This window comes from Flagellimonas baculiformis (assembly GCF_033441575.1).
GTDB classification, from domain to species: domain Bacteria; phylum Bacteroidota; class Bacteroidia; order Flavobacteriales; family Flavobacteriaceae; genus Flagellimonas; species Flagellimonas baculiformis.
Map to the genome: position 1 here is coordinate 21378 of NZ_JAUZVW010000011.1, position 21970 is coordinate 43347.

The following is a 21970-nucleotide window of genomic DNA, read 5'->3' on the forward strand; positions in this document are numbered from 1 at the left end:
GATATGCTTATAAGACTATGGACATTTTGAATTGTTACAGCTTTTACGATATTTTAACGAAAAACCGATTCCCCACCAACCCAGCAATAGGTGGGGTTTCAGCGGGGAGTGCCAATAAAACGCAGGACTCCCGAAGGTTTCATTTTTCTGTAAAAAAATTTTGCGTTAGTATTTATTTAACAGTATGTTTTGATCATTTTTAGGTTCTTTGGATGTTTTAAGTTATCCAAACTAACATATAATGATAAAAAGAGTTTTACCCCAACTATTCGTATTGATGGTTTTATTGGGCTGTTACCAAACCGCGGAGGCCCAACTTTTCAAAAAGAAAAAGAAAGACACCGAGCAAAAAAAGGAGGACAAACCCAAACCAGGGGAAATCCAGCCTTATGACAAAGTCATCACCAAAGACGCCAAAACGGACGCAGGTCTTTTCAGTGTCCATACGGTCGATGACAAATATTACTATGAAATCCCCGATTCGCTATTGAACCGGGAAATGTTGATGGTGAGCCGTATCTCCAAAACTGCCACGGGCATCGGTTTTGGCGGGGGCAAAATCAACACCCAAGTGCTGCGTTGGGAAAAAAAGCCCAAGCAGATCCTATTGCGTGTCGCATCCTATGAAAATGTCGCCGCCGATTCACTTCCCGTGCACGAAGCCGTTGTCAATTCCAATTTTGAACCTGTACTTTATGCGTTCGACATCAAGGCGTTCAACAAAAAAGATTCGCTCAACCCCGCTACGGTCATTGAAGTGGACCCTCTGTTCACCAAGGATGTAAACGCCCTGGGGCTGCCCGACGGGTACCGCAAACGCTACAAGGTGTCCCGATTGGACAATGAGAGGAGCTATATCGAGTCCATCAAAAGTTATCCCTTGAACATAGAGGCACGCCACGTGAAGACCTATGCATCCAGTGACCCACCGAGCAACTCCAGTTTGGGATCTATTTCCATTGAGATCAACAACTCCATGATCCTATTGCCCAAAGAGCCTATGAAGCGCCGCTACTTTGATGAACGTGTAGGCTGGTTTGCCAGAGGTCAGGTAGATTATGGCCTGGACGCCCAAGAGAGCAAAACAGTGACCTATCTGGACCGCTGGAGATTGGAGGTCAAGGATGAGGACATTGAAAAATTCAAGGCCGGAGAACTCGTGGAGCCCAAAAAGCCCATTGTATATTATGTGGACCGTGCCACTCCAAAAGAATGGGTTCCCTTCATCAAACAAGGTATCGAAGATTGGCAAGTGGCCTTTGAAGCCGCAGGTTTCAAGAATGCCATCATCGCCAAAGACCCTCCATCGCCCGAAGAAGACCCCGAATGGTCCCCTGAGGATGTGCGATATTCCGTAGTGCGTTACTTGGCCTCCCCAATTCCCAATGCCAATGGCCCCCACGTGAGCGACCCCAGAAGCGGTGAGATCTTGGAATCCGACATCAATTGGTACCATAATGTAATGACCTTGCTGCGCAACTGGTATTTTGTCCAAACGGCGGCCATCAACCCAGAGGCTCGGAAAGTGGAGTTCAAAAAGGATATCATGGGCAGGCTGATCCGTTTTGTTTCTTCCCATGAAGTGGGCCACACCTTGGGACTGCCACACAACATGGGCAGCAGTGTTGCCTATCCCGTGGATTCCTTGCGTTCGGCAAGTTTCACCCAGAAAAATGGTACCGCTCCTTCCATTATGGACTATGCACGGTTCAATTATGTGGCGCAGCCCGGTGACGATGGAGTTGCCCTGATGCCCAATATCGGCGTGTACGACAAATACTCCATCAACTGGGGCTACCGACCCATTTTGGACAAGACTGCAGAAGAAGAAAAACCCATATTGAACAGCTGGATCTTGGAGCATGCCGGAGACCCCATGTACCGATTTGGCCACCAACAAGTGGGCGACATCCACGATCCCAGTTCACAGACCGAGGACTTGGGCGACGATGCCATCAAGGCAAGTATGTACGGTATCGCCAACCTGAAACGCATTGTGCCCAATCTTATGGAATGGACCACCGAAGCCGGTGAGAACTACGATAACCTGGAAATATTATATGGTCAGGTCGTGGGTCAGTTCCAAAGATATATGGGACACGTATCCAACAACATAGGTGGCGTTTACGAATACCACAAAACAGCCGATCAAGAAGGGGCTGTTTATACCCATGTGAGCAAAGAACACCAAAAGAACAGCATGAAATTCATGCAGGAACAACTTTTTGAGACGCCAGAATGGTTGATCGACCAAAGCATTTTCAACAAAATCGAATATTCTGGATCGGTGGAGCGCATCCGTTCCATGCAAGAGCGCTACCTCAATACCATGTTGCAGTTGGGCAAATTGGCACGGATCATCGAAAACGAGACCATCAATGGAAAAAATGCCTATGGCCTTCTGGAAATGATGCAAGACCTTCGCAACGGAATTTGGTCCGAGACCCGAAGCGGAAAAGCGATAGACACTTACAGAAGGAACCTTCAAAAAGCGCACATCGATCGTTTGGGTTACCTCATGACCGCTGAAAGCCAGGAAAAACAAGAGGATTTTGGGGGATATCGCAAATCCACGGCCATCAATACGAGCCAATCGGATATCCGTTCCGTGGCCAGGGGGGAGCTCAACAATCTGAAGAGGGACATCCGAAACGGACTGTCGCGCACCTCTGATGCCATGAGCCGATACCATCTGCAGGATGCCCTGGAACGCATCGATCTGATCCTAGATCCCAAATAGACATTCTTTGTAGGAAATTTTCCTTTAAGGTGTAGTCGGTGTCAAAGCTGGCTACACCTTATTTTTTGTCCTTTTCACATATAAAATAGTGGTTTTCGCAACATAGCAGTCTGATTGTGAAATGGTTTTATTACTTTAGTAATCCCAAATCAACACATCATGACCTACAAGACAAAAAGCCTCATCTATTTTTCCTGTTTTGTGATTGCTTCCATCATTTACTACGAAGTGGAGCAACAAGACCGTTTCCAAGACAATCTCAATTCCAAAACTTACGTAGAGGCTGAGTTCCAAGATGCCGAAGATTTGGAAGATCCCAAAAAAGACCTTGAGGAGGAAAACAGATAGTCTCCTTCCAACACCCATTGCTAAAAATGTCCCAATTCATGCTTTTGTGATTAAACCGATGGACCCTATCGCCGTCCAAGGAACAAATCATTAAAAATGAAGCATATGAAACGATTAGCAGTAATGGTGTTGTTGCTCACCAGTCTTGGTGCGGTAGCCCAAAAAAGTGAGGGTCAAAGATTTCGAAAAGGCCCAGAAATGGACCTGACCGCCGAACAGATGGCCACATTGCAGACCAAAAAAATGACCTTGGCCCTGGACCTTACCAAGGCCCAGCAGGAAAAAATAATGAAGCTCCATCTGGAAGAGGCCACATCGCGCAAGGAGAAATGGGAAGAAATGAAGGCGAAAAGGGAAAGTGGCGAATGGCAGAAACCCACTTCCGAAGAAAGGTTTGAAATGGAGAATGCCCGGTTGGACCACCAGATTGCTCTCCAGACCAAAATGAAGGAAATACTGGATGACGAGCAATACCAGTCATGGAAAAAGATGAAAAAGCAAAAAGCCATGCATGGCAAAAAGAGAATGCAGCAGAGAGGAAGCAGAGGATAATGTTTTTTGTTGATTTTTGAGGAGCCGCGCCGTGCCATGGTCGCGGCTTCTTTTTTTATGCTTCTTTGCATCAAGCGCCATGTACCTATTCTCCCAAAAACTTTTACAGATATTTTTGATTATCTGCAAATAAACAGATATATTTGATTATCTGTAAATAAACAGATATTTTAAATTATCTGCTTTTTGACGGATATTTCAATTAGAGCAAATGGTTGCAGTACTCACAGGTGATATCAAAAATTCCACGGAACACAAGACTTCCGAATGGCTCCCCCTCTTGAAGCAGGCCCTGGACCGCTATGGCAAAGAGCCTTCCGATTGGGAAATTTATAGGGGCGATAGTTTTCAGTTGCAGACCGAACCGGAAAAGGCACTGGAAGCCGCCCTGTACATAAAGGCCTGCCTGAAACAAGTGCGCCAAATGGACGTACGGATAGCCATTGGGTTGGGAGAAAAGACATACAATGCAAAAAAAGTCACGGAGTCCAATGGGGAAGCTTTTGTATATTCGGGCAAGTGCTTCGAAAACCTAAAAAAGCAGAACTTGGCTATAAAAACGTCCCATACCGGTTTTGATGGGCACATCAACCTGCTCTTGGAACTGGCCTCGTTGACCATGGACAATTGGACGCCCGCCATCTCAAAAACGGTGAAAAGTGCCATCGAAAATCCGGAAATGAACCAAAGGGAGCTGGCATCGTTGCTCGGCAAATCACAGGGGAACATCAGCGAGGAACTGAAAAAGGCCGGTTTTGACGAAGTGCAAAAAATGATCGATTTTTACAAAACCCAACTCGTCCACTTATGACACTACTCGCCCTAAAACTCATTTTGGCCCATTTTATAGGGGATTTTGTGTTGCAACCTGCCCGTTGGGTAGAAGACAAACTTCAAAAGAAAGGAAAATCCAAATATCTATATTTTCACATCGGGGTACATCTATTGACCCTGTTGCTCATTCTCCAATTCCGATATTTGGGCGCAGTGGCCTGTATTGTAGTGACCCATCTCCTCATCGATTTGGGAAAACTTTACCTCACCAACCCAAAAAACTACCGCTGGCTCTTTGTGTTGGATCAAGTATTGCACCTTTTGGTCATTGCGGCCATGGTGTACTGGATTGAACCGTTCCCCATCAATTTTTCAGGTCTTTGGGGAGAGAAAAGCCTTTTGTTTGTTACTTTTCTGGTGTTTGTCACCTTTGTGTCCGGCATCATTATGCGGATGCTGCTGGCTCCCTATATCGATGAGATTGCCAAGGAAGATGAATCAGGTGAGGGCGGCTCGTTGAAAAATGCGGGTACCTATATCGGTATGCTGGAGCGACTCTTCGTGTTCGGGTTTATCCTGATCCAACAATGGGCGGCCATCGGATTGCTCATCGCTGCCAAATCCGTGTTCCGTTTCGGCGACCTGAACAAGGGCAAAAACCGAAAACTGACCGAATATGTCCTCATCGGCACCCTTTTGAGCTTTGGATTGGCCATCCTATCCGGTATGTTGTATGTCCATCTTTCGGAAACAATGTGACAAAAAAAGCCGCTCCAAAATGGAACGGCCTTTCCGAATTAAATTAACCTACTTTGGTCAAAACACTGTATTGTCCTGCAATACCTGCATGCTTTCCAGGATATTGCTCACCGCCAAGGTCATGGATTTTGCAGAGATGGTCGCCCCGGAAATCCCATCGATGTCCTGGCCATAGGCCAAACTTTCGCCTGACTTTCTGCCGATGAACTGCTTCAGCCATCGCTGGCTGCCCACTTGGCGGCCATGATCTTCACGGTATATCAATATTTTTGATTTTTTGATGCTCAGGTCTGGATTGAAGAGCACCACATAGTCAAACACGTCCTTCATGCTCGGGGCCTCGCCCAGATAGGCATACCCCAAGGTGGAACCATTGGCAATGACCTTGAACAGATTGTCCCCGCCCAATTCCGATGGTGTTTTCTGGTTCAGTTTGGGGTCCACCGCTATCAATTCCAGAGTAAAGTCCTCTACCTCAAATGTGGTCAGCACCGCATTGTCCAGCTTCTCCTTCAACTTTGGGGGAATCTTTTCCGCCTTGAAGCCCAGCAAGAAAAAAACCGCACAAAGTGCCATTAAGCCAGATAGCCTCAACTTATTTGCCAGCATTGCCCCCTTTTTTCTTGTCCGAAATAAAGTTGTTGATCACATCCAAGATCTGCCCTTTGTCCGCATTTTTCTCTTCCAAACTGTAAAATTGTACGAACATTGGCTGCCCGTCCACTTGCTTTAGGAGCGTAAGGTCTCCCTCTCTTTCATAGACCTCGTCCCAAGCGGCACGAGCCTTGGCCCAAAATTCCTTATGGGCTGCCCACCAATCAGCGGCCACCTTGCAATCTGCATCGGCTACCTTTTTGTAGATATTGAACCCTTTCTCCTGCGCCAACAACACATCTTCCTCACCCTCTTTTCGGATGATCTTGTCATTGTCCTGCTCGTGCACCCATCCATAGGAAGTGATTTCCTGTCTGTTGCCCCTTGCCATCACATTGTAATCACTTCGCTTGGAATACTCCCTTCGGGGCAGTGGGGAATCGCTCGTGTTCTCCCAAAAATGCTTTCCATCGTAGTGCACCCACGTGGAAGAGCCAGAATACCTTGGGCTGTCGTCCACTTGATATACCTTTTGGGTCCATTGTCCTTTCACGGCATCCGCAGTCAACTGGGTAAAATTCCAAGTATTGTCCCCATTGTAGTGGAACACTTTCTGGTTCTCGAACAACCAATCCTGTCTCCAGTGCTTGATCACCGTACTATCATTGATCACCAACAAATGCTGTAAGGATATTTTGTTCTCCTCGTCAATAATGGGCAAGGCAAGCTCCAGAGCCTTGGAGGTATAGTCCAGTTTTTTCTCATAGTCGATTTCCGGCGCAAAGGTCTCGGTATATTTAAAAGTGACCTCATAGCAACCGCACATGTCCATAATGGCCTTTCGGTCGAGTTCCTTCTTTTCCTGTGAATGTGTCATTGAGGCCCCTCCTACCAAGAGCATCAAAAAAATAATCGATTTTTTCATACGGGTATCTGTTAGTTGTTTTCAGAATGTTAAAGGACAAAACTACTAATTTTATTTAGATTGAATTAAAATAAAATATATATTTGCCCCAACAATTATATAGAATGAGTCTAAATAAATATAAGGAATTCCTTATTACTTTCCTCTTTATCTGTGCGATAGGTCACGCCCAAGAAAAAAAAAACATGGAAAAAGACTCCATGTCCATGCAAAACCTTAACGAAGTGGTGGTCACCGGGGAAAGCCAGGTGATGTCGCTCAGCAAAAAACTTTTTGCCGTGGGTGTCCTGGACCAAAAGGATATTGCCAACGTGGCGGGCAACAATCTTGCGGATATCCTTAACTACAACCTCAACATCACGGTCACCCCCGACCCCTCCACAGGGAGGTCCACCATCAGCATGTTCGGTCTGGACGGACAGTACGTGAAAGTGCTCATCGACGGCATTCCGATGGCCAGCGACAATGGCATGGGCAACAATATAGACATCACACAGATCAACCTGGAAGATGTGGAACGGATCGAGATCGTGGAAGGTTCCATGGGCGTGCTCTATGGGGACAATGCCGTGGCAGGGGTGATCAATATCGTCACCAAACGCGGTCTGGACCATGCCAAATGGCAACTCCAATTGTCCGTCCAAGAAGAAACGGTGGGCGATGAATACGAATGGTTCGATAAGGGCCGACATATCCAAAATGCAAAGTTGAGCCATCAACTCAGTGAGAAGACCAGTATTTCCATAGGCGGCTCCAGAAATGATTTTGCGGGTTTCTATAATGGCTACCAAGGCAGAAATTATGTGAATATACAGGACAACACCGTGGTCAATGACGGGCTTCGGGGCATGGAATGGAACCCCAAAGAGCAGTTGACCGCCTTCGCAAACCTCAACACATCCGTTGGCAAGCACAACGTCTTCTACAAGTTCCAGTACTATGATGAGACCGTATCCGTGTATAACCGCAATGTGAACGGCAGGCTGAACAGCGACACCGGCATGGTGGTACCCACGGCCCTTGATGAAACTTTCGATACCCAAAGGGTGATGAACAACCTCAACATTTCCGGACCGCTCAAAGGCCAGACCATCTATAATCTTTCCTTTTCCCAACAGACCCAAAAGCGGTACTACAAACAATACGTCTATAACATCCAGCAACGGGGCATTGAGTCCTACACGGCGGACAACCTGAGCCAATCCTCTGAAATTTGGTACTCCAAGGGCTTTGTAAGCAATATGGTCCCCACATCAGATTTTTTTAACCTGCAGTTGGGATACGAATTCACCCATCAGACCGGTTTTGATGCCATTGCCACGGGTGAATATTCCAACGATGTGGTGGAAAACACCTTGGAGAACTATGATTTTTTCGGAGTGGCCGATTTCAATATCTCGGATAGGTTTTCCATCTTCCCCGGAGCACGATACACGAACAATTCCCAGTTCGGCAACAAACTCATCTGGTCCCTTTCCTCCACCTATGACATCACGGACACCTTCAAGGTAAAGGCCATATTTGGCTCAGCGTTCAGGGCACCCAACTTTGAGGAGCTTTTCTTCTACTTTGTGGATTCCAACCACAACGTACAGGGCAATCCCGATCTAAACCCCGAAGATGGCATTTCCATTTTCTTGAATCTGGAGGACAAGTTCCGCCTCGGAGAGAGTAGCATGCTGAAAACCGCTTTCAAGTCCTATTATTTTGACATCAAGGACAAAATAGCCTCGGTGGTCACCACGGATGAGGAGGACAGAAACCTATTCACCTTCGCCAATGTGGACTATTCAAAGATCCTGGGTTTTTCGTTGGAAAATTCCCTGATCATGGACCGCTGGCAGCTTTCCTTCGGTGCCACCTATCTGGGGGAGTCCACGGCCATTGACGAATCCCTAGCGAGCAACAGTGATTATCTGTGAAGCTTTAACCTACAATCCTCGGTGGGCTATACCATCCCTTCCATCCACACCACTTTGTCCGCCCAATTGAAATATAACGGAAGGACGCAAGTGGTCCTGAACGATACGGACGGTCCCGTGATCGGGCAGACCGATGATTTCACGTGGATGGATGCCTCGGTGAGGACCAACATCACTAAGAATTTCAACATTACCCTTGGGGCCAGGAACATCTTCGACATCGTCCGGGTGAATGCCTCGGACGTGCCTTCAGGTGCCCATGGCGCTTCCGTATCCTCCAGCCGTTTGTTCGGCAATGGGAGATCTTATTTTCTAAAACTTTTATACAATCTAAACTTTAATTAAAACCAATGAAAAAAACGATTCTTTTAAAAGCAATTGCATTGATGCTCGTCCTCAGTTCCTGTAGTGATGATGACGGCGAAAACCTAATCGACTTCACGGCCACTTTTTCCAGCGCCACAGTAAGCACCACGGAAGAGGAAACTTCCAAGGAGATTGTCCTGAATTTTTCCCGAGCGGCTTCGGAAAATGGCACCATTACCGTTTCCTATTCCGGGGACAATGCCGAATACGGAACAGATTTTACCACTTCGCCCGATGGAAGTTCCGGCACCATTTCAGTGCCTGTGGCATCCGGCGATACAAATGCCAGTTTCACCTTCAACAAGCTTACCAATGCCATAGAGGGGACCACCAAGTCCGTTACTTTTACCATAGATGGCTTTAGCGATGCGGATTGGTCCGCGGGATCTACGTCCTCTGCCCTGGTGAGCTATACCCCTATTGCGGCCACCAGTGGCATCATCGATACGGAAAATGGAGGGTCCAACCAACCCAACCAAGTCTATTTTGATTTCAGCACAGGAGTACAGACCGCTGTGCGACGTGACCTATGGGAAATTGGACTCTATAACGGTGCAGAAAACCGTGTGTTCCTGAACAGTTCCCTATCCGTTTCTGCCGTGGAACTTACGGGGGTGACCGACCTTCTTTCAGTGACCGAGAGCAGTGACCTGCCCGCACCCATGGAGTTGAATGCTTTGGATGCCATGTTCCAACCCACCACGGTCAATGTAAGCACCGTAGCCGAATTGTTGGTCGGATTGCCCGTGGGCTATAACCAGTATGGAAATCTTGAGCAAGGAATCTCGTTCACCGATAGTCCGGAGGGTACACTGGAAGGTACTGTCTTTTCAGAAATATCCACTACGCCTGAGGAAAATTATGTGTATTTGGTAAGTCTAGGAAAAGAAATCCCCACCGAGCCAGCACCTGTGGGAAGCATTAAGACAACGGGCGACCTACGACCCATTATCAAAGTGAGAATTTTGAGCGATGGCAACAGCTATACCATTCAATACGCCGATTTGAACGAGACCACTACCCTATCCGAAGTGACAGTTCCCAAAGATGCTGCCCATAACATTACTGCCTTTAGCCTGACCAATGGCGAAACCGTGAATGTGGAGCCTCCCAAGGAGCAATGGGACATCAACCTGAGTGGGGTGTTCACCTATTATGGCTATCAAGGTGAAAATGTGGCGGGGCTTACCTTCTCTGACTATGTGGTGCACAATACGTTGGGAGGCGTAGGGCTCTACCAAGTCACTTTATATGAAGTAGATCCAGATACCGATGAAGTAACCGAATTTGACGTTCCCTCCTATGCCGACTTTACGATGGCCGATGTGGACGAATCCGCTTTGGTATATGACAACAGGTCAGTTGTAGGGAGCGGTTGGAGAGATGCTTTTGGTGGAGTCATCAGTGATGATCGATACTATGTGCTGAAGGATGTCGATGGCAATTACTATAAACTGAACTTTACGGCCTATACCAGCACCGAAGGGGAAAGGGGGCATTTCCAGTTCACCTACGAACGTCTGTAAGCGGACACAACGTATTGTTCCTTCCATTATAACTATATGGATGGACTCATAGAACTGCTCAAAGTTACCGGATTGTTTGTTATCATTATCGCCTTTTTGACGTGTAGTTTGAGTTAGTTTGTGTGAATGGCGGGGCAAGAGATTGCCCCGCTTTTCTGTTTTACGACATCAAATAAATGGATAGCGTTAAGGAATCCTCCATGGAATCGCTACTTTGGGAAAAAGGATAATTCAATCTATCATGGGGGTAATTGCTACAAACGATCGGGAAGTCAAGTTTTATTACAGTTCCGCAACCAGTATTGGCAAGCAGGCCTTGGGCTATATCAGGGCATCAGACAAAAAGGTATTGGAAATCGACATCGCCAAGACCAAGGTCACGGGCACCCAATGGTCCGAACTGGCAAGCAGGCTGGGCAAACCTGTGGGGAAACTCATCAATACCAACCACCCCGATTTTATAGCCGCCTATGGAAAGGCCACGAACATCGTCGATGACAATGACTGGTTCAACATCCTGCACAACTGCCCACAGGCCTTCCATCAACCCATCTTGGTCAACAAGGACCGGACCCTCCAAATAACGACCCCTTCCGAAATCTCATCTTTTTTGGATACGGAAAGCTAAACCCCTCACGCCCATCGTACATCAATAAGGAACACATCAAAAAAAATATGTCGCAAAAAAAAAGGTCCACTCGAATACGAATATGGCTTTGGGCGATGGGCATCTTGGCCCTGATCGGGATAATCGCCCAGATTATTTTTACCCATAAAGTAAAGCAGGCCCTTGCCAAGGAAACATCTACGGGCATACAACTACACTACGACAAAATCAGCACCAATGTGCTGGCGGGGCGCATCAGCCTTCAAAATGTGACCGCCGCGGACAGTGGCAATACTTTCGGACTGGTAGCCAAGGACATTACCCTATCGGGCCTCGGTTACCTTCCCCTGCTCAAAAATGGTGATGTGTCCATTGCGGGCCTGCACCTCGAAGAACCCATCTTCACCTATCGAAAAAAGGGAAAGGACAGCCTGCCAAAAAAGAACGGCAAGGGCACTTTTCCCCAACTGGACATTCGAAAATTGACCATCAGCAAAGGTGGCCTAACACAGTTCCGAGCGGATTCTGACAGCGTGCAATTGCAGATCGAGGGCATCGACCTGCAGGTTGAGGACATTCTTGTGGACGGCATGACCCTCCAACAGCAATTGCCCTTCACCTATGGTGAATTCCGCTTGGATACCCAACAATTGTACTGCGATTTGGGACCATTCGAGTTCCTCCGTCTCCAACAGCTCCAACTCAACGCCAACGAAGGACAGGTGCACCACTTGGAGCTGAAAAGCAAGTATGGCAAACAGGAACTGTCCAAAAAACTGGTGGTGGAACACGACCACTATGACCTCACCATCGACACCCTCCGTTTGGAGCAGTTCGATTTTGGCCCTGCCAACGGGACCCTGCAACTGCGGTTGGCCCAGCTGCAATTGGAACGGCCCATTTTCCACGTGTATCGCGACAAACTGTTGCCGGACGACACCACCCATAAAAAATTGTACAACCAGGCCCTACGCGACTTGGATTTTGACCTTCAGGTGGACTCCATCGGTATCACGGATGGGACCATCACCTACGAGGAGCGGCTGGAGACCGATGTAGATCCCAAAAGCGTCAAGTTCACCGATCTGGACGCCACCATTACCAACCTACACAGCCATGGAAGCGGCAATGTCAAAATAGAGACCCGCTCCCAATTGATGGGCGACGGCCTCTTGGACCTTGACTGGTCCTTCGACCCGCAGAACAAGTCCAACGATTTTTTGGCCATGGGTTCCCTGTCCAATTTTGACTCAACGGAAATCAATCCTTTTTTAAAGACCAACCTCACGGCGGAAGTGAGCGGGTCCGTCAACCAACTGTACTTCACCATGAGCGGCAATGAGTTGAAATCCAGTGGCGAGATGAAGATGAACTACGACCAGTTCGAGTTCAAGGTCCTGAAAAAGGATCGCTCGGGCGTGAACAAAGTGCTCACCGCCGTGGTCAATATCTTTGCGCGCAAAAATTCGGACACCGATGCGGACGGCTACCGCCACGGTACCTTTAAAGTGGATCGGAACACCGACAAATCCTTCTTCAACTACCTTTGGATCAATGTGAAGGCCGGCTTGGTGGACACTGTTACCGGCAATGGAAAAAAGAAAAGAAATACATAGACATGGCAAAAGAAAGAAAACGCTTCTACCAAAGAAAACGGTTTTTGATCCCGGCCATCATCCTAGTGCTGTTGATCGCCTTTCGATTGGTGCTGCCCTACATCGTGAAGAATTATGTGAACAAGGTCCTGGCCGACATCCCTGGGTATTATGGCCATGTGGAGGACATTGACCTTTCCCTCATCACCGGGGCCTATACCATAAAACAGCTCTATTTGAACAAGGTGAACGCCGACACGGAGATTCCCTTTCTCGATTTTGAAAGGACGCACATCTCCATCGAATGGTCGGCACTTTTCAAGGGGCGGATCGTGAGCGAGATCAACATGACCCGGCCTTCCTTGATCTATGTGTTCGAGGACCAACAAACGGAAACGCCGGAAGACCCCGATTTTGATGATTGGACCAAGGCCCTGACCGACCTGGTGCCCATAGACATCAACAAACTGGAGATCCATGGCGGCAAGGTGGCCTTTGTGCAGCTCAATGCCGACCCCAATATAGACCTGCATTTGGACAATTTGGAACTCTACGCCACCAACCTCCGCAATGTGGTGCGCACCGAGGCCCGCCTGCCCAGCAACCTTTCTGCAAATGCGGTGAGCTTTGGAGGTGGGGACCTGCATTTGGAGGGCCAGATGGATCTCGTAAAGCAGATTCCCGATATGGACCTTGCCCTGTCCCTTGAAAATGCGAACGCCACCGCCCTCAACGATTTTACGGACCACTACGCCGGCATCGATTTTGATAAGGGCATCTTCAACTTCTACACCGAGGTGGTCATTGCCGATGGGTACCTGCAGGGCTCGTTGAAGCCCATCCTCAAGGATGCCAAGTTCATTGGCAAGGACGATGCTTTTTTGGAGACCCTTTGGGAAGGTTTTGTGGGCTTTTTCAAGTTTATTTTGAAGAACCACAAGGAAAACACCCTCGCCACGAAAGTGCCCATTGAGGGCGACCTGAAGCAAGTGGACACCGAGACCTGGACCACCGTGCTCAACATCTTTAAAAATGGGTGGATAGAAGCCTTCAAAAACATGGTGGACGACGATATTGACTTTTCCGACGTGCAGCAAACCGCCAATCAAAAGAACAAGAAGGACAAAGACTAGCTTCTTGGACGTAAGATGATAGGCCTAAGACGTAAGATGGGCGAACCTGCATACCGCCCCCTGCCTACTGATTTACTGCAAACTGCAACTGCCTACTGAACCCCGACTCCCGACTCCCGACTTCTAACGTATTGATATTTGTCAATCTGCGATTGAGATTAGGGAAAATCCCTAGTTTTTTTAAGGTTTTTCCATAATTACAATTGGCTGGGAATTAGTATTTTGGCATTCGCAGCCCCTCCCCATACTTTACTAGAATTAGTTCTGCTCTGCGTTAGAAGCATCAAACACATCGGCAACATCCCAATTTGGCTGTATATAAATATGTTTTACGATCAAATAAATTAATTGGTCAACAAGTTTGACCAAACCGAGAGAGTACTAAAAACAAATAAAACAAAAAATATGGGACTTAAGCCAGGACCGAAAAGAATAGCGAAGTCAACAGGAAAGCCTGATCAGCGACAAAGAGACAATAAGGATACACCCGGAAACACACCGTCTCTGAAACCACCTAAACGTCCGAAAAAATAAATTTGAGGAATTGAATTTGAGTCAAAACTTACAAAATGCCTGAATGTATTGAATGCGGGGAGTACACCAAATTCGAAGGTGGTCTTTGTTATCCTTGTTATAAAAGCCAAAATATCTCGGAAACTGAAGAAGAATCTGAGAATACTGGAACAAAAGGATTAAGCGATAAAGATTTCAATTATCGCTATGGAATGATTAAAGGTCGTATTGCTGAAACTTTGATTCAAGAACTATTCTTAAGTTTAGGATACAATGTATTCAGATATGGTATGGAAAATACCATTCCTGGCATTATGGAACTTCTTAAAGGCGTACGCTCGGATGTGGCTCAAGAGATAAGAAGGATGCCAGATTTTGTAATCCAGGATCAAAGGTCAAAAGCAGTTTATTTCTTAGAAGTGAAATTTAGGGCAAGTGGTGAGTTCAAACTGAAAGATTTGCCTAAGGATTATCCTTATGAAAACGCCTATATCATCTTAGTTTCCAAAAAACACATCAAATGTATCACAGTTACTGAGTTAATGGAAGGAAAAGAAACAACACCAACTTCAACAAATTATTTAGGTAATAGAAAGGAGTTTGACCTGGATAAAGAAGTTATTAAATCCTTTTGCTCCTTTGCTGTTCAATTTTTTGAGAATGTTTGATACGACATTATGAAAAATAAATTCCCAGCTAAACCTTTGTGTTAAAATTTTAAACTTATGGCACTTAAAAAAAAGAAAATCGAATTTTATAAAGTAAGCATGAAAACCTTCAATGGTGAAAAAGAAAGCCAATTGAAATTTGAAGATATTCTAAAATCATCCGATATAAATGGACAAGAAGTCATATTTAAGGGCAAGGATATGGAAATGAAGATTTTTGACAAAAAACCAAATCTGATAGTTGGATTGTTAGAGACAAGTCGAAGGAACAATGTGCCTCCAAAAAAAAACAAAACAGCAAAATCGTTATCAAAAATAGGATTAAACAAAGACGAAGGCTTAGCATATGCCAATGTATTTCTCTACGATGTAGACAGACAAATATTAATGTATGAAATAAATAAATTCGGGTCCTATTTAGACCATTTTGTAAGCTATATTTATTTAGCTCTCAAGCAATCTAATTCAACTCTCTTTAAAAAATTCAAAATTAACCTCGAAGTGGTTTTGACTTCAAATGAATACAATAGAATTTTAAATATGAAATTTCATAAATCGGTTGAAATTCAAATTGCATATCCAAATAAAATTATTGAAGATTTAAAACACCAAAACGGAGCACTCTCACAGGTATGCAAGTCAGCCAACAAGTTAAATTCTAGTAAATTACATGCTAAATTTGAAGTTGATGCTAAAAATAAAAAAACAAGTAAAGGGTTAACTTCGAAAACTGTAAAGGAATTTTTAGATGATGCAAAAAACCTACTTAAGACGAAATCTAATCAAAACGTTCAAAAAGTAATTGTATCTGGTTACGGAAACGACCTGAAGAAATTACAACATCTTGATTTAATAGCAAATCGCTATATTAAACATATTTCAATAGATGAGCCTAGAGAAAACTCTAATCTATTAGAATTACAAAGAAGTTCAAAAATAAAGGAGTTACATGAAAACTGTAAACAAGACTTAGATTCAATTTTTTCATAAATGGATAAAACCATTGGATACTGGATTGAGAAGTTAATACCCTTAATAATTGGGGTGTCAATTACCATTGTTTTGTTTTTCAATTGGGAAAAAGCATGCTTTCTAATCACTGAAAGTTTTTTTGATAAGATTGTCGGAATTACCTCAACCCTTTTTGGTTTTTTACTAGCTATTCTTGCCCTTTTAATTCAAAGTGACAGTGAAACTGTATCATTAATGAAAACCCATAAAAGTTTTTCAAGATTGATATCCCTGAATAAAACAACTGTGATTTCATCAATGGTAAATTGTTTTCTCGCTTTTATTACAAGTAGCTCAAAAGAATATTTGGAAGAACATTTCATTTTTATTTTGAAAATACTTGAATCAAGCACTTTCGGTTTATTTTGTTTTGTCCTGACCAGTAGTTTTATTTTTACTTTGATTTTTTATAAAATTATCCTCAACGACGCTTAATACGTCAATAGTTGGTTAATGCTTGTGAACCAACGTCTCAATCATCCTGTCCAAACCCGCATAGACAGAAGTCAACAATCCTTCAAAGACTGTGACAATTTTTCATGGCAACGCTCCGCCACGGGCAATAAGTGCCCCCCTAAATAACTGATGGGATATGCTGTCGCTTCATCCAAATAGCATCCATAGATTTCGGCAAACCGTTCCATTTTTTTTGGTGGCACTTCCATAAATTCGGCCACAATCGTCATCAAATCCAAGGAGTACAATCCGCCATCATCCAAGCCCATTTGTCGTAACTGTTCAGTAAGTTGGCTATGCTTTAAATCTTGTTGGATAAGCCGTATTACCAATGTTTTGTTGTGCATCCCCAATAAAAGTTATTGTATTTCAATATAAATATATATCGTTTTATATTATTTCGCAATATTTTTATGTATTGTATTTTGCTATAGTTTAAATACACCAATTGTAATATGCTACAAATTCCTATTACATAGTAATAGGTTGGTGTATCATTTTACATTATGAACCGTATCAAAGAAGTTTTAAAACAACAAGGCAGAACCCAAACTTGGTTGGCAGAGCAAATCGGTAAAAGCTATGTAGTGGTCACCAATTACTGCAACAACAATACCCAGCCCAGCATTCCTGTTTTGCGACAAATCGCCAAGGTGTTGGATGTAGATGTCCGGGAACTTTTGGTGCCCACAAAACCTTAATTTAAATACTAAATACAACCTCAACCATGAAAAAACACTTCTTAACCATATTCCTTTATTGCTTTACTCTTTGTTCTAGTTTTTCTCAAAACCAGTCCCCAACCGTAGAACCAGAAATCGAAATGAAAGCAGGCCTACTTGGGTATCGCTTTTTTAAAGATGGTAAGCGCTTGAACTGGAAAGAACTTTTGGATGCCACGGCTTCTGTTGAAGAGGCTAATTTGCTCATCAAAAAAGGCAAATCCCAAAATACTTTTTCCGCTATTCTTGCTTTTACAGGTGGTGTATTGATAGGCATTCCGCTAGGACAACAATCAGCAGATCGCGATCCAACTTGGGAGCTTGCCTATATTGGTGGAGCATTGGGGCTTTCGGCCTTTTATCTTTCGTTTAGGGCATTTAATAATATCAACAAAGGTGTGGACAGCTATAATATTGCTGTGGCACAAAAATCAAGCTATCAATTTCAGCCAGAATTTTTTATACTCAACAACCAAAATGGTTTTGGATTGGCAATGCGTTTTTAAAACACCCTCCCCACTGCTTCAATCGTCCTGTCCAAATCCGCATAGCTGAGCGCATCGTTGAGAAAATAGCTTTCAAAGGCCGAGGGCGGTAAGTACACCCCGTTGTCCAGCATCCCGTGGAAGTATTTCTTAAAGGTATCGTTGTTGCCCTTGGCCGCACTGGCAAAATCCACCACGGGTTCCGCCGTAAAATGTACGGAGATCATACTGCCAAAGCGGTTGATCTGGTGTTCCACTCCTTTTTCGGTCAAGGTGGCGGCAATCCCCTTATGCAGGTATTCCGTTTTTTCGGCCAAACTGTCAAACACTTCGGGACGGTTGTTCAGCTCGGTGAGCATGGCGAGTCCGGCACTCATGGCCAACGGGTTTCCACTCAAGGTCCCGGCTTGATATACCGGTCCTTCGGGCGCCAAGTGCGACATGATCTCCGCACGGGCCGCAAACGCCCCCACGGGCAGTCCGCCCCCGATCACCTTTCCGAACATCACGATATCGGCATCGATGCCCAAAGCTTCCTGTGCCCCACCTTTGCCCAATCGAAAGCCCGTCATCACCTCATCAAAGAGCAACAAAATGCCTTCTTGGGTGCAGAGTTCGCGCAAGCCTTTCATAAAACCGGGCTGGGGGATAATGCAGCCCATATTGCCCGGCACGGGCTCCAAAATGATGGCCGCAATCTCGCCTTGGTTCGCTGCCACGAGGGCCTTTACCCCTTCCAGATCGTTAAAATTCGCCAGCAGGGTGTCCTTGGCCGTGCCCTGCGTGACCCCTGGGCTGTTGGGACTGCCAAAGGTAACCGCCCCGCTCCCCGCCTGTATCAAAAACGAGTCGGAGTGGCCGTGGTAGCAACCTGAAAACTTGATGATCTTGTCCTTGCCCGTGTACCCGCGCGCAAGGCGCACTGCACTCATACAGGCCTCGGTGCCACTGTTCACAAAACGGATCTGGTCAATGTTCGGCACCATGGAAACGGCCAGTTGGGCCAGTTCCGTCTCTATTTCGGTGGGCATCCCAAAGGACGTCCCCTTTTTGGCCTTTTCGATTACGGCGTTGATCACGGGCTCGTAGGCATGGCCCAAGATCAGTGGCCCCCACGAGGCAATGTAGTCGATGAGTTGGTTGCCGTCCACATCGTAGAGGTAGGCACCCTTGGCCTCTTTTACAAAAATGGGGTCGCCCCCTACCGCTTTAAACGCCCGAACGGGTGAGTTAACGCCTCCTGGAATGTATTTTTTGGCCGCTGCGAAGAGGGCACTGCTTCGTTGGTAGATCATATTTCCCTATTCCCGTGAAGACGGGAATCTTTTTAATTCATTTTTGTCAGTTCGAGTGATTTTTCAAAAAGAAAAATCGTATCGAGAACCAGAATTTCAAGCCCAATAACGATGAGTTACGCTGAATCTTCGATTTTTCGTTACAAAGTTCGTCATGCCGAACCCGTTTCGGCATCCCATGATCAAATAAAATTTACCGTGAGATCCTTCGCTTATTCCTTCGACTACGCTCAGGAAACTGCTCAGGATGACAAATCGATAGCAAAGGTACACATCCTTCCACTTTCAAGGAAACCGTTTTTGTCAGTTCGAGTGATTCGCCCTGGCGAATTGTATCGAGAAGGGAATGGGACGGAAGCAGTTCTCGACCTACCTTATCGCCCTTCGACTCCGCTCAGGGCCCAATTCCCACAACATTTATGAGAACCTGAAACAAGTTCAGGTTGACGTGCCCAATGTCAGTTCGAGCGCCGTCGAGAACGACATACTTCATCACATCTCGACTGCGCTCGATGTGACAAAATCACTGCACACCGACATGGAGCACCTGCCCGATGGAGATGGTGTTGTCGTTCAATCGGTTCATCCGCTTCAGTTCATCCACGGAAATCTCATATTTTCTGGATATGGCATACAAGGTGTCCCCCTTCACCACGGTATGGGTCAAGGTGACTTCCGGTTCGGGCGTGTCCTCGGTCACGGGCTGCCGAACGGGTTCGTCGCTGGTTTCCACGACGGCCTCGTCATATTTGTGCAGCTCGTAGCGTTCGATCAGGGCGATTAATTTCTGCGGATATTGACGGTCCGTGGCATAGCCCGCCTGTTTGAGGCCATGGGCCCATTTTTTATAATCGTCCCGTCGGTAATTGAACAAAAAGGCATAGCGCGATCGGGTCGTCAGGAACAGACTATGGTCGCGAAAGGAGAACATGGGGTGGTTGTACTTGCGGAAACACTCTCCCTTGGCATCGTCATCATGAAAATCGAACTCGCCTTCCCAACCCGTATGGCACTTGATCCCAAAGTGGTTGTTCGTCTTCAGGGTAAGCTCCCCGCGCCCGGAACCACTTTCCAGAATGCCCTGCGCCAAGGTGATGCTGGCGGGAATGCCAAAGGCACGCATTTCATACTGGGCAATCTCGGCAAAGGTCTTGATGTATTCCTCCGTATCCGAAATGGGAAACTTCTCGAACCTACCCGGGTCTTCGGGCATGGGATAGAGGTTGGACCCCTCGGTCCGCTCTTCCGCGGTCACCTTGGTGTTTTCCTTGGTCTCCGTCCTGCTGATGACAGGGGCTCCCTTTCGGTGGGTGGTCCTTCTTTTTTTGGCACCGCAACCTGTGAGCAGGAGGGCCACCAAGAGTACATATCCAATTCGCTTGATCATAGGTCCAATAACGGTAAATTCTTTTTTTCCAACACAAGGTTCATGCCCAAAATGCCCTGCAATCCGCCCGTGTGGATGGCCAAGATTCGGGTGCCTTTGGGGAAAACATCCTGTTTTACAAGGTCAAAAATACCAAAAAGCATCTTTCCCGTGTAGATGGGGTCCAACGGAATCCTGGTTTCATCCCTAAAGCGGTTGATGAATGTCACCAGTTCCCGATCCACCTTGGCATAGCCCCCAAAATGATAATCGGTCACCAATCGCCACCGATCATTGCGGGCAAATGTACGAATATCATCGTTCAAAAAATCGCCCTTCAACGCGGGAAAACCCAGAACGTTCTGCCCTTCTTTTGTCGAATTGATGATCCCGGCCAAAGTGCCCCCAGTGCCCACCGCACAACAGATATGGTCGAAATCGGCATCCGCTTTGGTCAAGATCTCCTCGCAGCCCCGCACCGCCAATGCATTTGTACCGCCCTCGGGAAGCAGGTAATATGCTCCAAAGTGTTCTTTCAACGTATGGCGAAAAGGTGCCTCATTTTTGTTCCGATAATCTCTCCGCGAAACAAAATGGAACCGCATCCCCTGCCGATGGGCCAAGGCCAAAGTGGGATTGTCCTGCCAACTGTGGGCCAACTCCTCCCCACGTATCACGCCAATGGTCCCAAAACCCTGTTCCTTTCCGGCGCAGGCCACGGCCGCAATGTGGTTGGAAAAGGCCCCACCAAAGGTGAGCAGCGTGGAATGGCCCTGTTTTTTGGCTTGCTCCAGATTGTATTTGAGCTTGCGGTACTTGTTTCCCGAAATAAGCGGATGGATGGCATCCTCCCGTTTGATGTACAGGGTCACCCCCTTTTCATGGAGAAGGGGCAGGTCGATATGCTGATTGGGGGTGTTCAAAACACTTTTCGTATGGAATATCTTATTATATTTGTATTGCTTTTATAGACAAATATAAATCAAAATGTTAGACGTAGTCCTGAATTATAAAACCCTGCTTGAAAACCTCCACATATATATAGAGGAAAGTAAATTCAAAAAAGAACACATTATCAATGAGTTGGGTGTTTCTAGGGCCACTTTCTACAACAAACTTAAAAAGCGTAGTTTCAGTATTTCCGAGATGGTCAAATTGAGTACGCTTCTTTTCCCTGAGGATGCCAAAGCTTTTGAAATCAAACAAGCCCTAGAGCGTAGCCGCAAAGACAGTGCAGCAGGTCGTGTTTTGAAACACGAATCCGTTATCTCCGATGCCAGAAAAAGAATTTCCCGGTGAAGGTAGTCTGGACCTTCGAGGCCGAGAAATCCTTTAATGCCATATTGGACTACCTTATGGAAGTGTGGACCCAAAAAGAGGCCCTTGCTTTCATAGACCTAGTGGAAGAGACCATTGAAAACATCAGAACCCATCCTGAAATGTTCAAGGTCTCCCCATACAACAGGGTAAGCCGCGAGGCATTCATCACCAAGCACACCACCATGTTTTATAGGATTTTGGATGAATTGATCGAAGTGGAATATTTTTGGGGCAATTTCCAGGACCCCGATAAAATTGAAAAGCTTCTCAGCTAAACCTGTGCAACGCTTACC

The 21970-nt window shown here is 46.0% G+C and carries 24 protein-coding genes; 18 read left to right on the forward strand and 6 right to left on the reverse strand.

Features of this window, described 5'->3' with window-relative positions; all coding sequences use genetic code 11:
• Nucleotides 1-241: 241 nt before the first annotated feature.
• The 5 genes from SD450_RS14800 (at nt 242) to SD450_RS14820 (ending at nt 5173) form a co-directional block, all read left to right on the forward strand.
• Entirely contained in the window at nt 242-2740 is a 2499-nt protein-coding gene (locus SD450_RS14800; protein WP_318345237.1) for a zinc-dependent metalloprotease, read from the forward strand.
• Nucleotides 2741-2899: 159 nt separating this feature from the next.
• Nucleotides 2900-3088, forward strand: a complete 189-nt coding sequence (locus SD450_RS14805) for a hypothetical protein (protein ID WP_318345238.1) — start codon at nt 2900-2902, stop codon at nt 3086-3088.
• A 105-nt stretch (nt 3089-3193) separates the two neighbouring features.
• Nucleotides 3194-3640, forward strand: coding sequence for a hypothetical protein (locus SD450_RS14810; protein WP_318345239.1), 447 nt, complete (start codon nt 3194-3196; stop codon nt 3638-3640).
• Nucleotides 3641-3851: 211 nt separating this feature from the next.
• Nucleotides 3852-4451 carry a transcriptional regulator gene (locus tag SD450_RS14815; protein ID WP_318345240.1) on the forward strand — a complete coding sequence of 200 codons (600 nt, stop codon included), beginning with the start codon at nt 3852-3854 and terminating at the stop codon, nt 4449-4451.
• Nucleotides 4448-5173, forward strand: coding sequence for a DUF3307 domain-containing protein (locus tag SD450_RS14820; RefSeq protein ID WP_318345241.1), 726 nt, complete (start codon nt 4448-4450; stop codon nt 5171-5173). The genes SD450_RS14815 and SD450_RS14820 overlap by 4 nt, the downstream gene beginning before the upstream one ends.
• A 57-nt stretch (nt 5174-5230) precedes the next feature.
• Here SD450_RS14820 and SD450_RS14825 read toward each other — a convergent pair whose 3' ends face one another.
• Together SD450_RS14825 and SD450_RS14830 are read right to left on the reverse strand one after the other, a co-directional pair.
• Entirely contained in the window at nt 5231-5782 is a 552-nt protein-coding gene (locus SD450_RS14825) for an FMN-binding protein (RefSeq protein WP_318345242.1), read from the reverse strand.
• Nucleotides 5769-6692, reverse strand: a complete 924-nt coding sequence (locus SD450_RS14830) for a DUF6607 family protein (protein WP_318345243.1) — start codon at nt 6690-6692, stop codon at nt 5769-5771. Before SD450_RS14830 ends, SD450_RS14825 begins: the two co-directional genes overlap by 14 nt.
• A gap of 185 nt (nt 6693-6877) precedes the next feature.
• Between SD450_RS14830 and SD450_RS14835 the strand changes: the two genes are divergently transcribed.
• The 9 genes from SD450_RS14835 to SD450_RS14870 all read left to right on the forward strand — a co-directional run bounded on the left by SD450_RS14835 (nt 6878) and on the right by SD450_RS14870 (nt 16468).
• Nucleotides 6878-8614: a TonB-dependent receptor plug domain-containing protein gene (locus SD450_RS14835; protein ID WP_404828252.1), complete on the forward strand. Its 1737-nt coding sequence runs from the start codon at nt 6878-6880 to the stop codon at nt 8612-8614.
• Nucleotides 8615-8635: 21 nt separating this feature from the next.
• The gene (locus SD450_RS19550; RefSeq protein ID WP_404828253.1) at nt 8636-8959 is read left to right on the forward strand and encodes a hypothetical protein; all 324 of its coding nucleotides are present in this window, start codon (nt 8636-8638) and stop codon (nt 8957-8959) included.
• A gap of 5 nt (nt 8960-8964) precedes the next feature.
• A complete protein-coding gene (locus tag SD450_RS14840) occupies nt 8965-10506 on the forward strand; it encodes an HmuY family protein (protein ID WP_318345244.1) in 1542 nt (513 codons plus the stop codon).
• A 241-nt stretch (nt 10507-10747) separates the two neighbouring features.
• A complete protein-coding gene (locus tag SD450_RS14845; protein WP_318345245.1) occupies nt 10748-11134 on the forward strand; it encodes an arsenate reductase family protein in 387 nt (128 codons plus the stop codon).
• 47 nt (nt 11135-11181) lie between these two features.
• Nucleotides 11182-12729, forward strand: a complete 1548-nt coding sequence (locus tag SD450_RS14850; RefSeq protein WP_318345246.1) for an AsmA family protein — start codon at nt 11182-11184, stop codon at nt 12727-12729.
• A gap of 2 nt (nt 12730-12731) precedes the next feature.
• Nucleotides 12732-13841: a DUF748 domain-containing protein gene (locus tag SD450_RS14855; protein ID WP_318345247.1), complete on the forward strand. Its 1110-nt coding sequence runs from the start codon at nt 12732-12734 to the stop codon at nt 13839-13841.
• Nucleotides 13842-14410: 569 nt separating this feature from the next.
• A complete protein-coding gene (locus SD450_RS14860; protein ID WP_318345248.1) occupies nt 14411-15022 on the forward strand; it encodes a hypothetical protein in 612 nt (203 codons plus the stop codon).
• A gap of 57 nt (nt 15023-15079) precedes the next feature.
• Nucleotides 15080-16012: a DUF6731 family protein gene (locus SD450_RS14865; protein ID WP_318345249.1), complete on the forward strand. Its 933-nt coding sequence runs from the start codon at nt 15080-15082 to the stop codon at nt 16010-16012.
• Nucleotides 16013-16468, forward strand: a complete 456-nt coding sequence (locus SD450_RS14870) for a hypothetical protein (RefSeq protein WP_318345250.1) — start codon at nt 16013-16015, stop codon at nt 16466-16468.
• 71 nt (nt 16469-16539) lie between these two features.
• Here the strand turns inward: SD450_RS14870 and SD450_RS14875 are convergent, their stop codons facing one another.
• Nucleotides 16540-16836, reverse strand: coding sequence for a hypothetical protein (locus tag SD450_RS14875; RefSeq protein WP_318345251.1), 297 nt, complete (start codon nt 16834-16836; stop codon nt 16540-16542).
• 159 nt (nt 16837-16995) lie between these two features.
• Here SD450_RS14875 and SD450_RS14880 point away from each other — a divergent pair, with 159 nt between their 5' ends.
• The gene (locus SD450_RS14880) at nt 16996-17190 is read left to right on the forward strand and encodes a helix-turn-helix transcriptional regulator (protein ID WP_318345252.1); all 195 of its coding nucleotides are present in this window, start codon (nt 16996-16998) and stop codon (nt 17188-17190) included.
• A 26-nt stretch (nt 17191-17216) separates the two neighbouring features.
• Nucleotides 17217-17717, forward strand: coding sequence for a hypothetical protein (locus SD450_RS14885; RefSeq protein WP_318345253.1), 501 nt, complete (start codon nt 17217-17219; stop codon nt 17715-17717).
• On the opposite strand, the gene hemL is transcribed toward SD450_RS14885, so the two are convergent.
• From hemL to SD450_RS14900, 3 genes are all read right to left on the reverse strand, one after another.
• The gene (gene hemL, locus SD450_RS14890; RefSeq protein ID WP_318345254.1) at nt 17714-18991 is read right to left on the reverse strand and encodes a glutamate-1-semialdehyde 2,1-aminomutase; all 1278 of its coding nucleotides are present in this window, start codon (nt 18989-18991) and stop codon (nt 17714-17716) included. The genes SD450_RS14885 and hemL overlap by 4 nt on opposite strands.
• A 523-nt stretch (nt 18992-19514) precedes the next feature.
• Complete coding sequence (locus tag SD450_RS14895) at nt 19515-20378, reverse strand: glucosaminidase domain-containing protein (RefSeq protein WP_318345255.1); 864 nt, start codon at nt 20376-20378, stop codon at nt 19515-19517.
• The gene (locus SD450_RS14900) at nt 20375-21280 is read right to left on the reverse strand and encodes a 1-aminocyclopropane-1-carboxylate deaminase/D-cysteine desulfhydrase (RefSeq protein WP_318345256.1); all 906 of its coding nucleotides are present in this window, start codon (nt 21278-21280) and stop codon (nt 20375-20377) included. Before SD450_RS14900 ends, SD450_RS14895 begins: the two co-directional genes overlap by 4 nt.
• 64 nt (nt 21281-21344) lie before the next feature.
• Here SD450_RS14900 and SD450_RS14905 point away from each other — a divergent pair, with 64 nt between their 5' ends.
• Together SD450_RS14905 and SD450_RS14910 are read left to right on the forward strand one after the other, a co-directional pair.
• On the forward strand, nt 21345-21656 hold the full coding sequence (locus SD450_RS14905) for a hypothetical protein (protein WP_318345257.1): 312 nt from the start codon (nt 21345-21347) through the stop codon (nt 21654-21656).
• Nucleotides 21653-21952 carry a type II toxin-antitoxin system RelE/ParE family toxin gene (locus SD450_RS14910; protein ID WP_318345258.1) on the forward strand — a complete coding sequence of 100 codons (300 nt, stop codon included), beginning with the start codon at nt 21653-21655 and terminating at the stop codon, nt 21950-21952. The genes SD450_RS14905 and SD450_RS14910 overlap by 4 nt, the downstream gene beginning before the upstream one ends.
• Nucleotides 21953-21970: the final 18 nt, after the last annotated feature.

Excerpts from the sequence above, each read along its gene's own strand:
- SD450_RS14800 (WP_318345237.1), top strand. The coding sequence starts at position 242 with ATGATAAAAAGAGTTTTACCCCAACTATTCGTATTGATGGTTTTATTG.
- SD450_RS14805 (WP_318345238.1), top strand. The coding sequence starts at position 2,900 with ATGACCTACAAGACAAAAAGCCTCATCTATTTTTCCTGTTTTGTGATT.
- SD450_RS14810 (WP_318345239.1), top strand. The coding sequence starts at position 3,194 with ATGAAACGATTAGCAGTAATGGTGTTGTTGCTCACCAGTCTTGGTGCG.
- SD450_RS14815 (WP_318345240.1), top strand. The coding sequence starts at position 3,852 with ATGGTTGCAGTACTCACAGGTGATATCAAAAATTCCACGGAACACAAG.
- SD450_RS14820 (WP_318345241.1), top strand. The coding sequence starts at position 4,448 with ATGACACTACTCGCCCTAAAACTCATTTTGGCCCATTTTATAGGGGAT.
- SD450_RS14825 (WP_318345242.1), bottom strand. The coding sequence starts at position 5,782 with ATGCTGGCAAATAAGTTGAGGCTATCTGGCTTAATGGCACTTTGTGCG.
- SD450_RS14830 (WP_318345243.1), bottom strand. The coding sequence starts at position 6,692 with ATGAAAAAATCGATTATTTTTTTGATGCTCTTGGTAGGAGGGGCCTCA.
- SD450_RS14835 (WP_404828252.1), top strand. The coding sequence starts at position 6,878 with ATGGAAAAAGACTCCATGTCCATGCAAAACCTTAACGAAGTGGTGGTC.
- SD450_RS14840 (WP_318345244.1), top strand. The coding sequence starts at position 8,965 with ATGAAAAAAACGATTCTTTTAAAAGCAATTGCATTGATGCTCGTCCTC.
- SD450_RS14845 (WP_318345245.1), top strand. The coding sequence starts at position 10,748 with ATGGGGGTAATTGCTACAAACGATCGGGAAGTCAAGTTTTATTACAGT.
- SD450_RS14850 (WP_318345246.1), top strand. The coding sequence starts at position 11,182 with ATGTCGCAAAAAAAAAGGTCCACTCGAATACGAATATGGCTTTGGGCG.
- SD450_RS14855 (WP_318345247.1), top strand. The coding sequence starts at position 12,732 with ATGGCAAAAGAAAGAAAACGCTTCTACCAAAGAAAACGGTTTTTGATC.
- SD450_RS14860 (WP_318345248.1), top strand. The coding sequence starts at position 14,411 with ATGCCTGAATGTATTGAATGCGGGGAGTACACCAAATTCGAAGGTGGT.
- SD450_RS14865 (WP_318345249.1), top strand. The coding sequence starts at position 15,080 with ATGGCACTTAAAAAAAAGAAAATCGAATTTTATAAAGTAAGCATGAAA.
- SD450_RS14870 (WP_318345250.1), top strand. The coding sequence starts at position 16,013 with ATGGATAAAACCATTGGATACTGGATTGAGAAGTTAATACCCTTAATA.
- SD450_RS14875 (WP_318345251.1), bottom strand. The coding sequence starts at position 16,836 with ATGCACAACAAAACATTGGTAATACGGCTTATCCAACAAGATTTAAAG.
- SD450_RS14880 (WP_318345252.1), top strand. The coding sequence starts at position 16,996 with ATGAACCGTATCAAAGAAGTTTTAAAACAACAAGGCAGAACCCAAACT.
- SD450_RS14885 (WP_318345253.1), top strand. The coding sequence starts at position 17,217 with ATGAAAAAACACTTCTTAACCATATTCCTTTATTGCTTTACTCTTTGT.
- hemL (WP_318345254.1), bottom strand. The coding sequence starts at position 18,991 with ATGATCTACCAACGAAGCAGTGCCCTCTTCGCAGCGGCCAAAAAATAC.
- SD450_RS14895 (WP_318345255.1), bottom strand. The coding sequence starts at position 20,378 with ATGATCAAGCGAATTGGATATGTACTCTTGGTGGCCCTCCTGCTCACA.
- SD450_RS14905 (WP_318345257.1), top strand. The coding sequence starts at position 21,345 with ATGTTAGACGTAGTCCTGAATTATAAAACCCTGCTTGAAAACCTCCAC.